At 61.2% G+C, this 14342-nt stretch carries 9 protein-coding genes; 6 read left to right on the top strand and 3 right to left on the bottom strand.

Translation table 11 applies throughout. From position 1 onward, the window contains the following. The coding region (locus tag LLH00_18340) for a glycosyl transferase (protein MCE5273242.1) at positions 1-1110 on the top strand (1110 nt) is incomplete at its 5' end. Between the two features lie 101 nt (positions 1111-1211). Here LLH00_18340 and LLH00_18335 read toward each other — a convergent pair. Both LLH00_18335 and LLH00_18330 read right to left on the bottom strand, forming a co-directional pair. Then, entirely contained in the window at positions 1212-2816 is a 1605-nt protein-coding gene (locus tag LLH00_18335; GenBank protein ID MCE5273241.1) for a tetratricopeptide repeat protein, read from the bottom strand. Positions 2817-3092: 276 nt separating this feature from the next. Further along, positions 3093-4076, bottom strand: coding sequence for a hypothetical protein (locus LLH00_18330; protein ID MCE5273240.1), 984 nt, complete (start codon positions 4074-4076; stop codon positions 3093-3095). A gap of 203 nt (positions 4077-4279) precedes the next feature. On the opposite strand from LLH00_18330, the gene LLH00_18325 reads away from it, so the two are divergent. Both LLH00_18325 and LLH00_18320 read left to right on the top strand, forming a co-directional pair. After that, positions 4280-5734, top strand: a complete 1455-nt coding sequence (locus LLH00_18325) for an amidohydrolase (protein ID MCE5273239.1) — start codon at positions 4280-4282, stop codon at positions 5732-5734. Positions 5735-6295: 561 nt separating this feature from the next. Then, a complete protein-coding gene (locus tag LLH00_18320) occupies positions 6296-7558 on the top strand; it encodes a hypothetical protein (protein MCE5273238.1) in 1263 nt (420 codons plus the stop codon). Here the strand turns inward: LLH00_18320 and LLH00_18315 are convergent. After that, complete coding sequence (locus LLH00_18315; protein ID MCE5273237.1) at positions 7542-8888, bottom strand: hypothetical protein; 1347 nt, start codon at positions 8886-8888, stop codon at positions 7542-7544. The genes LLH00_18320 and LLH00_18315 overlap by 17 nt on opposite strands. Positions 8889-9213: 325 nt before the next feature. On the opposite strand from LLH00_18315, the gene LLH00_18310 reads away from it, so the two are divergent. From LLH00_18310 to LLH00_18300, 3 genes are all read left to right on the top strand, one after another. Then, on the top strand, positions 9214-11316 hold the full coding sequence (locus tag LLH00_18310; protein ID MCE5273236.1) for a PocR ligand-binding domain-containing protein: 2103 nt from the start codon (positions 9214-9216) through the stop codon (positions 11314-11316). Between the two features lie 256 nt (positions 11317-11572). Then, complete coding sequence (locus LLH00_18305; GenBank protein ID MCE5273235.1) at positions 11573-12817, top strand: anaerobic sulfatase maturase; 1245 nt, start codon at positions 11573-11575, stop codon at positions 12815-12817. Positions 12818-12873: 56 nt separating this feature from the next. After that, a partial coding sequence (locus LLH00_18300) for a M14/M99 family metallopeptidase (protein ID MCE5273234.1) occupies positions 12874-14342 on the top strand: 1469 nt, incomplete at its 3' end.

Raw genomic sequence — 14342 nt, 5'->3', positions numbered from 1 at the left:
GCCGTGTGCCACTACATCAAGGAGACAGGGGATTTACAGATCCTTAAGGAACAGGTCGCGTTCTGGGACACCGGTGAGAAGCAGAGCCTGCTGGAACGTCTGGCCCTCTGCCTGGACACCACCTGGCGTCTGCGCGGCGAGCACGGCCTGCCTCAGACCGGGCATGCGGACTGGAACGACGGGCTCAACCCAGGGTCGATGGAAAGCGAGAGTGTGTTCAACGCCATGCTGTTCTGCGCCAGCGCGCGCGAGCTGGCCGCCCTGGCCGATTTCACCGGGCACAGGGACCTGGCTGCTGAGTGCCGCGAGCGCTACGAGCAGATCAAGAAAATCACGAATGAAGTGGCCTGGGACGGCGCCTGGTACCGGCGTATCCTGCTCAAGGGCGGCGGGCATATCGGCGGGAAGGATATCACCCCGGGCAGTATTTTCCTGGAGCCGCAGGCCTGGGCCGTGATCGCGGGCGTGGCCGAGGGCGAGCGGAGGCTGACCCTGCTCGATTCGGTGAACAAACACCTGGCCGGCCCTTACGGCGTGAAGCTCCTCGATCCGCCCTACCTGGACTACAACCCCACCTGGGGTTCGATCAGCATCCCGCTGCCCGGCCACAAGGAGAACGGGGCCGTGTTCTGCCACGCCGCAAGCTGGGCCGTGGTGGCCGAGGCCCTGGCCGGACGCGGCGGCCGCGCCTACGACTACTACCTGCGCATGGCCCCCACCACCGCCAACCGGATCGCCGAGCTGCACGAGACCGAGCCTTATGTCTACAGCCAGCACATCGCCCAGGCCCCGTTCCAGTGGCCGGGACGGGCGCGCAACAGTTGGCTGACCGGCAGCGCCACCTGGTTCATGCTCGCTTCCAGCCAGTATATCCTGGGCGTGCGGCCCAGCCTGGCCGGCTTGACTCTCGACCCGGCCGTGCCCGCCGATTGGAAAGAGTTCAGGGTGACACGGCGGTTCCGCGGGGCGACCTACGAGATCACGGTGACCAACCCGGACGGCCGCGAAAAGGGCGTGCGCAGCCTGACCGTGAACGGCGTGCCGGTGGAGGGCGCCATGATCCTGCCCGCTCCGGAAGGCAGCACGGTGAAAGTGGAGGCGGTGATGTAGGTTGTTGACGGTTTGATAGCAGGGGGAGGGCTTTGCCTCCCCCTTTTAAAAAGGGGGGCCCGGAGAAGAAGGATTCGTTAATCACCCGATAATACTGAAGCTCAATCTTTGCATACTTGCTTCATCAGTTCTTCCAAGCTCGTTCCCTGGTCTGGCAGGAGTTCCCGCAGGGAATAGGCCTCCCGCAGCCAGTAACAGGCCTGTTCCGGGTCAATCTCAACCAGGATTATCCCCAAGTTGGCAGCTGCCCGGCAATAATGCTGGGGATACTCATTTTTATTCCATATATCCAGTGCCGCACGGTAACACTCCTGGGCCTGACGCACGTTCTGCTCACGCTCAGACGAGTCCTGTGACGGCAATTCCATATATGAAATACCCAAGTTGTTCTTTGTTTTAGCATATTCCAAAGGGTACTCATCATTAACTCTTATTTCCAGCGCTGCACGGAAACACCTCTGCGCCTTCCCAAGGTTCCGCTTGCGCTCAGCTATATCCCGCGACGGCAATCCGATGTACGCAACACCCAAATTGTTCTGTGTCGAGGCATATTCCAAGGGGTATTCATCCTTCTTCCACATCTCAAGTGCAGCATAGTAGCACTCCAGCGCCTGTTCAACGTTCCGCGTGCGCTCAACTATATCACTTGACGGCAATTCCATGTATGTAGCACCCAAATTATTCTGCGTCCTAGCGTATTCCAAAGGGTATTCGATCTTATTCCTTATTTCCAGCGCCGCATGGTAACATTTCAGCGCCTCCCCCAAGTTCCTCGCACGCTCCTCTGCGTCCTGCGTAGGCAAATCCCTATCTGCGCCAGCAAGATTGTTCTGCGTCGCTGCATATTCCAAGGGATATTCATCCTTCTTCCTTATCTCTAGCGCGGCATAGTAGCACTCGATCGCCTGTTTCACGTTCTTCACACGCTCCGCTGCATCCAATGACGGCAATTCCCTATACGCATTACCCAAATTATTCTGAGTCATTGCATATTCCAAAGGATATTCGTCCCTTGTAAAAATAGCCAGCGCTTGCAGATATTTATCTTTGGCGGTTTTTAAATTGGAGACTCTGATTTTACTAGAGGAATAAGGCAATTTTCTGTAGGCATTGGCTTGAGATCCCAGAGCAACAGCTTCGGCGAATGCGTCTTTTGCTTTCCGCGCCAGCCGGAGAGACTTGGCATAATGCTCCAGAGCCTTGTTGAATTTTCTTTTATCGTAATAAACATTCCCGATCTGCAGCTCAATCGCGGCGCTTTTTTCAGGGTCTTTTTCTTCTGTCAAAAGGCTGCTGTAATCCGTTATCGCACCGTCTAAATTTCCGGCCGCTGCCTTTTTCCGCGCTTCCTCGTAGAGGTCTTTCCTCGGACTGGGAGGCAGGGCAGGCCAGCCGTCCTGATAGTCAATGGGTTGAATTGTGATATTCAAGCTGGCGCCCTGCGCAAGGCTCACATTGTTCAATTCAATTTTCGGCCCGTGCTGATCCTGACTGATATTGCACGTTCCACCCTGGGTGCCTTCAATTACAACCTGCCTTGAATTGTCATTCGAAGTGATAGTTTTCCCCGTTGCTTCCTTTTTCTTGAATATCAATCGCCACCACAACTTACAAGTGCTCACAACAGCTGCTGTAATAATACCGCCAGCCACTTTTTGCCACAGTGGCAAAGCCGAGAAAAAATCTTTTATTTCGGCCCCGGTCATAGCTACATGCCTTTAGAATCAAGAAAAACCATATTCCGCCTGTATAAGCTCAAGACAAAATACTCCCTTTTTTATTAAATTCAACAATCTTCTGACTTAGTTCAGTAAATCAAAAAAGGGCGGACCCCTGGGTCCGCCCCTACAGCGACTGGAGAACCAAAGGCCCCGCGGGCTCAACTGCCGGGCGAACACAAGGTTCGCCCCCACGGCCGGGCCGGACCCCGCCGCGCAACCAGTCGGCCGCGGGCAAGATCAAATGTCCGACCAATCCCCTCATCAAGCCCCGGCCGCGCCCTGCCTGCGCCACTCGGCCAGGATATCATCCAGCGTGCGCCGGAGCGCCTTGAGCATTTCGGGCTTGGAGCCGCACGCCACCCGTCCGCTGGCCGCCCCGGCATGGCCCGAGCCGATATCCAGCGCGCGCATGATCGCCCCCAGGTCGCGCGATTCGGGCCGTGAAAAGGAGGCGATGTTGAGGCTCATCGAGAAGACGAGATCGGTGGTCTTGACCCCGCGCTCGAACATGCTGTTCACCTCGAGCACGGCCAGGGCGGCCGGGTCGATGAGTTGCGCCAGGTTCTTGACCACCGCGGCGCGGCGGGCGTGGCCGGTGAAATCGAGCAGGATAATCTCGTGTTCCGGGTCGAGGTAGCCGAACGAGTCCTGGATGACCTTGAGCATCCGCTCCTCATCCCGGCGGAACGCCTCGGCTTTGGCCACGGCCTCGCTGCTCGCGGCGGTGGCCTCCAGGCCCTCATCCACCAGCGAGGCGGTCACCCGGCGCAGGAACTCGCGCCGCTCGGCCGGGGCGCCCTCACGGTACTTGAGTGCGGAGTCGAGCGCGTGGGCCGGGCTCTCGGCGCGCCACTCCTCGATGGACTGGTAGCCGAACGAGTCGATCCGGTCCGCCTCGGCGGTTAAAGTCTCCAGGTCCGGCTCGATCTCGAACTCGCGGCCGAACCACTCCAGCACCACCCGGGCACAGCTGGGCGCGGCCAGGCGCAGGCCGGGCAGGCTGTCGGGGTCGATCCCGCGCAGGCGCACCTCCTCCAGGTTGGCCTCGTGGTGGTCGAACCACATCCCGCACTGCAGTGGGTAGGGCAGGTCGCAGACTATGTCCGCCTGTCCGGTGCTGACCCGCGCATTCTGGATGTCGCCCGGGCCGGCGAACGCGACCCGCTCGATCTGCATGAAATATCCGGTCAGGGCGGCGCTCGCCACCCCGTCGAAATCGTCGTGTGTCACTATCCGGTTGAACATTGTCCTCTCCTGGCTCTGATTGTCCCCCGCGCCTCTCTGCCTGCAATCCACTCCCGGGGCAAACATACCCCCTGGCGCGGCCCCAGTCAAGCGCCCCTTGAGCGAGATTGCCGCTCCCGGCTTGACAAGCGCGCCGCAACGGTCCTACTATTACGGCAAACCTTTACGCAGCCCCTCAACCCCAGCCCTGTCAGGGAGACCGCATGAAAAAGACGCTCATTCTCCTGCTGCTCGTGGCCGTGGCCCTGCCACTTTACGCCGCAGGTAAAAAGGCCCCCAAACAGAAAGCCGCGCTCTGGGACTGGATGAATTCCGCCAGCGACTCGGCCCTGGCCTGCGCCCACGGAATCTGGGAGCACCCCGAGCTGGGCGAGCACGAGACCTATTCCAGCCGCCGCCTTGCCGACTACCTGGAGAGTAACGGGTTCACTCTGGAGTACGGCGTGGCCGATGTGCCCACCGCCTGGGTCGCCACGTTCGAGAACGGCGCGGGGCCCTCGGTCGGCTATCTGGCCGAGTTCGACGCCCTGCCGGGGCTGAGCCAGAAAGCGGGCTCCCCGGTGCGCGAGCCCCTGGTGACCGGCGGCCCGGGCCACGGCTGCGGCCACAACCTTCTGGGCACGGCCAGCGCGTTCGCCGCGGTGGGAGTGAAAAACAGCATGCAGGAGCGCGGCATCCACGGCACGCTGCGGGTCTACGGCTGCCCGGCCGAGGAAACCCTGGTGGGCAAAATCTACATGGCCCGCGCCGGCATTTTCAACGCCTCGCAGGTCATGCTGGCCTGGCACCCGGGCTCCGGCAACGAGGTCAACTATTCCAGCTCGCTGGCCATGACCTCGATCAAGTTCAAGTTCCACGGCCGCACAGCCCACGGCGCGGGCGACCCGCACCACGGGCGCAGCGCCCTGGACGCGGTGGAGCTGATGGACACCGGGGTGAATTTCATGCGCGAGCACGTGATGGACAAGGCGCGCATACATTATGTGATCACCAACGGCGGCGGCGCGCCCAACGTGGTGCCGGATGTGGCCGAGGTCTGGTATTTCGTGCGCGCGCCCAAGACCGAGGACCAGCGCCCGATCCTGGAATGGGTGCGCCAGATCGCCGCGGCCGCGGCCCAGATGACCCAGACCCGGATGGAGGAGAACCTTCTTTCCTCCTGCTACGAGGTGCTGCTGAACGACCCGCTGGCCCAACTGCTCCAGAATAACCTGGAGCTGGTGGGCCCGCCGCGTTTCGACTCCGCCGACTGGGAGTTCGCGCGTGAGCTGTCGAAGAGCTTCGACAAGCCCGACTCGATCCCCCTGGACACGACAGTCGGCAAGCTGGAGCTCGTGCCGCAGGACAAGTGGGTTTTCGGCAGCGGGAGCACGGATGACGGGGACGTGAGCTGGTGCGTGCCCTACGGCTGTCTCAGCACGGCCTGTGCGGTCAAGAAAGCCCCCTGGCACGCCTGGCAGACCGTGAGCGCGGTCGGCTCGCCGGTGGGGGACAAGGGGATGGTCGTGGCGGCCAAGGTGTTGGCCGGCGGCGGCCTCGACCTCATGACCGACCCGGCCTGGATCGACAAGGCGAAAGCGGACTTCGTCAAGCAGTTGCGCGGGCGCACCTACAAGTGCGGGGTGCCGGATTCGCTGGCCCCGCCCGCCCAGCGCTGAAAAAACAACGCCGAAGTTTGATAACTATCCGGCAGCTTACATCCGTATGGCACCCGTATGTAACCGCTTATCCTTCTTTCGTTTTGGCGAAAGAAGCAAAGCCAGCGGGGGCCGCGAACTCGTCCGAACCACGACTCATTTTCCGGCTGTGGTGTTCCCGAAGCTTTGAGCACGCTGCCAGTTTGGAGCGGCGGCGCTGCCGCGAATCGCCGCCACACCGCGGACTACTTTTCAACCTGTCCGTTTCACGCGCCGCTCCACGCTGCCCGTGGTGCAGGCTCAGACAGGCGCGGCCCCCAAAGACAACCGCGGCGGCCGGACGGCCGCAATGGGATCGAATTAGAACCCATTGATGAAAAGCCCGCCGGCCTGAACGTAAGATTACAAGAAAAAACCAAACTGGTATGTGGCGCCGCCCCCGTAGGGATCGCTCCCGGCGGGGGATTCCTTGTGCATAGAGCGCAGGCAAAGTAATTATTTCTCTTGACAACATAATCTGTTTCGGTTAAGCTGGCGGCAAATTCACCTCCGCCCCAATCTCAACCCAGCCGGAGGCCACCCGTGCGCGTCCGGAACATGATAACCCTGCTCTGCCTGGCTCTGCTGTACGCAGCCTGCGGGAAAAAGCCGCAGCCGTCCGCCGCCCCAGCGCCGCAGGCCGAGGCGGTCCAGGCGGAACCGGACAGCGCAGTCGCGGAGGCCCCGCCGGCCGACACTGTCACCGTCCCCAAAAGAAAGACCATCCGCGACTACAAATCCGCCCTCACGGAGCGGGACTGGCAGAACGCCCTGGACAGCATCCCCACTCTCTCGCTCCAGACCGCCGACAGCCTGGGCCGCCCCTTCATACCGCCCGCAGTCCTGCACTGGCTGATCCGGGAGGGCTACAGCATCCCGCAGTATTCTATGTGGGAGGTCTTCCCTTCCAACTATTTCGACGCCCACCTGTTCGACCCGGCGGTCACCGACTGGGTGGTCCTGGCCTCCAAAGACCATGTCTCCCGTATCCTCATCTTCCGCGGCTGCAACCCCGAGGACACCCTCTCGCTCTACCCGGCCCCGGACCGGGATTACCTGGAATACCTGGGCGAGGGCAAGTTCGGCTATTACCGCCAGGTCGAACACTACAGTCCGGAACGAATCCTGTCCGATGCCCGGCGGTTCGGAGCGCCGGACACGACGTTCAAGATCGAGCACGACGGCCTGGATGTCCGCTATGCCATCCCGGGCGGCGGAGGGCTGTATTTCGCCGACGGCGAGTGGCTCCATCTGCCCGGGGAATTCTACAAGCCACCCACGATACCGACGGACATCTGGGAGGCCGTGGCCAGGGAGGTGCCCGGCCACCCGGCCTCGGCCTTTGCCAGGCTCCCGAAAGGGATTGCGGAATGGATCGACAGTCACGGCTACACCATTCCACTGCCGGAACAATGGCTGGTTCTCGAACCGAACGACCAGTACAACATCCTCTGCGGCGAATTCAGCCGGCCGGGCCAGAAAGACTGGATTGTCCTGGTGCTTAAGGACGAGGTTTCATCCATCGCCTTTTTCCCGGCCGGAGACACGACCGGAACGGAACTGTTCGGTTCCGGGAAAAACATGGATTTCCTGGCCTACATGACGGATGGACTAACCGACATTCTGGCCGGCTTTTCCCGCATCCTCGAAATCGTTAAACCGGAAGAGCTCAACGTATACCAGGGCATAATCCACCCGGAACTACTGCACGCTGCAGTATTTTCCGGTGGAATCGAGTCCTACCATTGTTACAGCGTTTATTACAGGGAAGAAGGCGTATGGAAAGCCCTCAACTGTCCCGATTAGCCGGACCTGAACAGTGCCAATGCTTTGTGCCTTTACCTTCTATGGGGTGTATATCAACATGCGAAAAAAATCGCACGGCGTTTCTTGCGAACCAGTCTCTCTGCTCCTGTGACTGTCTCGTATAATTTATATCCACCTGTTCCCCGAACATGTGCGTATTGTGTGGATTCTCGAAAGGCTTCGGGTTTTCTTCGCTGTTGCAGCCGCAGTCAAAGCGCCCGCCGCAGACCAGGCTCATATCGTTGATCTCCAGTATCTTCTGCGCCGGTTTGACCCGTTCGAATAAATCCTCTTCCTTCAGACTCTTCGGCTTGAAAGGAACATTCAACAATTCCCTCTGTTTCTGAGGGTCGGGCTTACTGAAAGTGGCGCTTCTCGGCTTGAGGATGTCGAATGTCCCCGCCTTGTAGGCGCGAACATACTCTTCGGCCAGCGCTGTTATCGACTCGATCAGTTGGGGCGTGCCGTAGTGGTTATCCGGATGCTCCTTCACTAACGGTTTTCCTCCGGCCAACACATAATTATCGGATGGAGGCAAAGGTTCCAGCTTGCCCTTGTACCGTACGAATATCGTGAAGCTCTTCTCGGCCAGTTGCCCGTACTTGGGATGCACGAACCGCGCCGTGACTGTCACGTCCCCGCACACCCCGTAGCTGGTGTAGTCCACACTCACCCCGCCCCGGCCGCCGTCCAGCGTGAAAACGGATTCTCCGTTAGACTTGAACATACTAAAGCTCCCGGTGGCTTTCACGTTGGGTTTGTCGAGATGGTGGTTGTGACCGCAGCTTTGACCGTTGAAACTCAGGTTCAGGTAGACCTTGCAGCCGGCCGGGCCGCGGAACTTCACCAGGTTGGGCGCCACCTGCTCGTAGAATTGTGTCGCATCGGATTTGTACCGAAGCTCCACATTTATTTTGCTGGCTGGGGTCTCGCCGCGGAACACCTCCGCCTCGGTGGCCTTGATATCGATCCGGTGTTTCCTCTGCTCTGTCCCGGCCGGGCCGCTTATGTCAAACAGCACCTCCAGCACCCCGCTCGCAATCTGCCCGCCCGGATTGATTTTCAGGTTTTGCCAGGCCGTGGAATCGCCCAGCAGAAGGCTGTCCCGGCTGAGGGAGGCGATACTGCTGTCGGCTTTGAAACCCTGGCGGCTGACAGTGGTGTCCACCTTGGGATAGAAGGTGCAGCGCGGTACGATCTTGGTGCCGTTTTCTCCCCTGAGGCGCAGGACAAGCGAATCGGACGTACAGCGGTTAGTCAGGTCAACTCGACAACTGTCGAGGCTCATGCCGCTGGACTGCTGGATTTCAGGCTTCTTCAAACTACCCATTCTCCCCTCCCCGCACGGGTGGTGGCAAGTTGTCCGGCCGAGTGCCGGCGTTTGAAAGTCACACTCGCCACTATAATAACACTTACTCCATAAATCCAGCGAAGATGGAGCGTTTGAGCGCATTTGGCGCGTTCGGTGCAAAATATTTTTCAGACAATATTCGCAATTTGTTTGAATCATCGACAATATTCCGTAGCATTTTATTGTCTGTCAACAAAAGATTTCCCAATTTTTCCCAAGAACTTGCATCGGGGTTTGTGTTAAAATATAATGAGATAAGGACATTGCTTTCGGGCATGGACCAACCTTTCAGCGGTGCCGCCAGATGCCGAAATTCACTTTCCCAGAGCTGGTCGACCTGACCCGGCTGGAACAGATGATGCACCTGTTCAGCGAGGCCACCGGCCTCACCCTGGCCGTGCTGGACACCGAGGAAAACATCCTGATCGCCACCGGCTGGCAGCGTATCTGCACCCATTACCATCGCTGCCACAGCGTGACCGCCAAGCACTGCCGCGAAAGCGACGCCTATATCAAGAGCCGACTTAAGGACAGCGGCTGTGTCACCTACCGCTGCAAGAACGGCCTCTGGGACATCGCCATACCAATCCGCATCCAGGGCGAGCACGTGGCGACTTTTTTCTCGGGTCAGCTATTCTTCACCGACAATCCACCCGATCCCGAGTTTTTCCGCAGCCAGGCCGAACGTTACGGTTTCGATTCCGAGGATTATCTCCAGGCCCTGAAAAAAGTCCCGGTGCTGTCGCGCGAGACCGTGGAAAAGTACCTGAGCTATCTTTCCATGGTGGCGGAAATGCTCTCCGAGGTTGGTTTCAGCAACCTGAAACTCAAGGAGCAGGTGCGCGAGCGCGAGCTGGCCGAGGCCGAGACACAGAAAGCGCATTCGCTGCTCAAGGGGCTGATAGACTCGGTGCAGGACCTGATATTCTACAAGGACCTGGAGGGCCGCTACCTTGACTGCAACGAGTCCCTCTGCCGTTTCGTCGGGCGCAGCAGCGACCAGATCGTCGGCTCCACGGACTACGACCTGTTCCCGCCGGAGCAGGCGGATGCTTTCCGCGAGCAGGACTCGCAGGTCATCCGGGACGGCCGTCCCCTGCGGATTGAGGAACTGGTCGAGAACTCCGAGGGCAGGCCGTTTCTGGTGGATACGCTCAAGACCCCGTATTTCGGGGCCGCGGGCGAGGTCCTTGGCCTGATCGGCCTGGCGCGCGACATCACCGAGATCAAGCGCATGCAGGAGGAACAGGCCAAGATTGCCAAGATCGAATCGATCGGGGTGCTGGCCGGGGGCATCGCCCACGATTTCAACAATTTCCTCACCGCCATCCTGGGCAACATCTCCCTGGCGCGCGAATGCCTGTCCGGTCCAGGCTCCGCGGTCAGCGGGGTGAACCCGCTCGAAATCCTGGCCGATGCCGAGAAAGCCAGCCGCCGGGCCCGGGACCTGACCCAGCAGCTGCTCACTTTCTCGCGTGGCGGAGCTCCGGTCAAGAAAGTCCTTGCACCGGACATATTGATCCGCGAGTCGGTGGGATTCTCGCTCACCGGCTCCAGCTCCAAGTGCACAACCCTCCTGGCGCCGGACCTCTGGCCCATCGAGGCCGACCCCGGGCAGATCAGCCAGGTGCTCAACAACATCCTGATCAACGCCCACCAGGCCATGACCGACGGCGGGGTGATAACCGTGCGGGCGGAGAATGTCAGCCTGGCGGAGGATGCGGAAACGGAGCTTCCGAGCGGGGACTACATCCGCATCTCGATCAAAGACCAGGGGCCGGGGATCAGCCCGGAGCTGCAGAAAAAGATTTTCGACCCCTATTTCAGCACCAAGCCCAAGGGCAACGGCCTGGGCCTGACCACCGCCTATTCGATCATCCGGCGCCACGGGGGCCGGATCGAGGTGGAATCGGGCAACGGCGGCGGAGCGGCATTCCACATCCTCCTGCCGGCAGTACACGCGAAACCGGCCGAGTCCGGCCCGGTCCGGACTGCCCCGGCCACGCTCAGCGGACGGGTGCTGGTGATGGATGATGACCAGGCGGTGCGGAACATCACCCTGCGCATCCTGACCCGGTTCGGCCTGGAGGTCGAGACCGCCTGCGACGGGGAGGAGGCGGTCCGCATGTACGGCAGCTCGCTGCGGGACGGGCGGCCGTTCGACCTGGTGATACTGGACCTGACAGTGCCCGGCGGCATGGGCGGCCGTCAGACCGTGGCCCACCTGCACGAGCTGGACCCGAATGTACGGGCCCTGGTCTCCAGCGGGTACTCCAACGATGAGGTGATCGCCGATTGCACCGCTTTCGGTTTCCGCGGAGCGGTTTTCAAGCCCTATGTTTCGGATGAGCTGAAATCCGCGGTCTTTTCTGCGCTCTCCGGCAAAAGCAAACAAGTCATCTCTTAGACGCCCGCACGAGCCGTCCCCCCAGCGCCAATCCGCCTTATTCTTTGTATTCAAACGCTTTTCACGCACCGGGCCGGGCCACGGACGGACTAAAGCCCTTTACCCGGCCCGGAAATGGTTTTATAGTTACTCCGGCCAGCGGTTCAGACAGTAAGGGTTCGTACCCCGCGGCGACACATCATGAGCTGCGGGGTGTAACAAGGGACAGGCCGGCCGGGATGGCCGGGCCAGGTGACAGTGGAGGAAAGGACTGCCGGTGCAGGTCGGATTGAAACCGTTTTCCCTGCTGATCAAACCGGTCGGCAGCCGCTGCAACCTGGACTGCCGCTATTGTTTCTACCTGGGTACGGACCAGGCCCTGGGCGGGGAGCGTCCCGCGGTGATGCCGCAGGAGGTCCTCGAGGCGATGGTGCGGGATTTCCTGGGCTACGGTTTCCCCACCAGCGTGTTCACCTGGCAGGGCGGCGAGCCGACCCTGGCCGGGCTGGATTTCTACCGTCGCGCGGTGGAGGCGCAGCAGCGTTTCGGCCGGGGCGGGCAGGGCGTGGCCAACGCTCTCCAGACCAACGGCCTGCTGCTGGATGACGAGTGGGCGCAGTTCCTGGCCCGCTACCGTTTCCTGGTGGGGTTGAGCCTGGACGGCCCGGCCGAGGTGCACGACAGTCACCGCCGCGACCGCAAGGGAGCGGGTACGTTCGAGCGGGTGATGCAGACCGCCGCCCGGCTGCGCGACCACGGGGTGGAATTCAACATCCTCAGCCTGGTGAGCGCTGGCTCGTGCGGGCAGGGGCGGGAAATCTACCGCTGGCTGACCGGCCAGGGCTTCGATTTCCTGCAGTTCATCCCCTGCGTGGAGTACGACAGCCGAAGCGGGGCCCCCACGGCCGAGAGCGTGAGCCCGTCGGGCTGGGGGCGATTCCTCTGTGACGTGTTCGACGAGTGGATGAGCCGGGGCGACACGCGACGGGTGTCGGTGCGGCTGTTCGACGCCCTGGTGGCACGGCTGGCCGGGGACACGCGGATCAGCCTGTGCGACATGGGAGTCCGCTGCGACCATTACCTGGTGGTGGAAAAGGACGGCGAGGTCTATCCCTGCGATTTCTTTGTCAGCCGCAGCCACAGCCTGGGCAACCTCACAGTCACCCCGCTGGCCGGGCTTCTGCACTCGGACCGCGAGGACTCGTTCGCCCGGCTCAAAGCGGCTTGGCCGTCCCAGTGCTCCCGCTGCCGCCACCTGGACCTCTGCCGGGGCGGCTGCCCCAAGGACCGCCTGGCCGCTGGCGGCGGCAGGCTCGGACAGCGCAGCCGCCTGTGCGAGGGCGTCCTTCTGTTCCTGGACCATGCCCGCGTCGCACTGGAGGAGTTGGCCCGTCAGGTGCGGTCAGAACAGGAAACATCCACCGCGGCCACGCCGGCTGTGGCGGCGGAAGCTCAGGCCGGACGGAACGACCCCTGCCCCTGCGGCTCTGGACGCAAGTACAAGCATTGCTGCATGCACTGACAATCACCCGGCAACGGGCAAATATAGAACCGTTCAAGCGAGCGCAAAGAGAGATCATGAGACTGAGAGAAAAAAACTGCAAAGCGATGGCCCTGGCGCTGATCTGCCTTTTGACCGCCGCCGGGCTGCGGGCCGAGACCGTACACAAGACCTATTTCGAGAACACGGACTACGAGCTGCACGTCTACGAAATCCTGGGCTATGAGCCCGGCCCGACCATGATGATCATCGGCGGGATCCAGGGCGATGAGCCGGGCGGCTACCTGGCCGCCGACACCTATGCCGACCTGTCACTCAAGAAAGGCAGCCTGATCGTGGTGCCGCGGGCCAATTTCTACGCGATCCTGATGAACCAGCGCGGCCCGAACGGCGACATGAACCGCAAGTTCGCCGAGCTTCAGGCCGCCGATTACGAGGCCCGGATCGTCGAGATTCTGAAGGAGCTGATCAACCGGAGCGACGTGCTGCTGAACCTTCACGACGGCAGCGGGTTCTACCGTCCGGAATACGTGGACGACATGCACAGCCCGATGCGTTTCGGCCAGTCGATCATCGCGGACGCCGATGTCTACGTGGGGCCGACCAGCGGCAAGCGCATCGAGCTGGGGACGATAGCCAACCGGATCTGCGAGCGGGTCAACCGCGACATCCCGGAGCCGGAGTACAAGTTCCATTTCAACAACCACAACACCCTGAGCGACACCAGCCCGCACAAGGAGCAGCGCCGCAGCGCCACCTACTACTCCCTGACCCAGCACGAGATCCCGTCTTTCGGGGTGGAAAGCTCAAAAGAGATACCCTCCAACGAGCTTAAGATCAGGCACAAGTCCATGGTCATCAACGCGTTCATGGAAGAGTTCGGGATCGTGCCCCAGAACCCGAAAATCCTGGTGGAAAAGCCGCAGCTCAACCACCTGATCCTGCTGATCAACGGCAACGAGCGCGTGGCGCTCAAGGACGGCGAGACGCTGCTGCTCAACCCCGGCGACCGCATCATTATCGAGCACGTGGACATGAACTACACGCGGGGCCTGACCGCCGACATCCTGGGCCAGGGCGGGATCAACGACATGGGTAAGCCCTACACCATCACCTATCCGACCCGGGTGGTGATCCGCAAGGACTCGTACAAGTGCGCCACGGTGAACATCGCGCTCAGCCAGACTGACATGGCCGGTAAAGCCGTCCAGCGCCCCTCGCGCGTGATCGACCTGGTGGAGCAGCGCCCGAGCCTCGTGTTCATCACCGTGCTGGTGGACGGTGTGCGGCACGAGATTCCGAACGGCCAGAGCCTGGAGGTCAAGAAAGGCGCGGTCCTCGAAATCGCCGAGGCGGTGATCGACAAGCCGGGCCCCGGCGACGGCCTGCAGGTGAATTTCAAGGGTTTTGTCGGGGACACCCGCAACAACACGGGCGAGGACCGGGGCTACAAGATCCCCACCGGCTCGGGCCTGTTGGCGCGGTTCAGCACGGACGGCCGCGGGGTGGAATACCCGATCGTGGCCTCCTACAACGGGGCCGAGAT

It is taken from the genome of bacterium (genome assembly GCA_021372515.1).
Taxonomy (GTDB): domain Bacteria; phylum Gemmatimonadota; class Glassbacteria; order GWA2-58-10; family GWA2-58-10; genus JAJFUG01.
The sequence above is the reverse complement of the archived record's forward strand: the minus strand, read 5'-3'. Positions and strand labels throughout refer to the sequence as shown.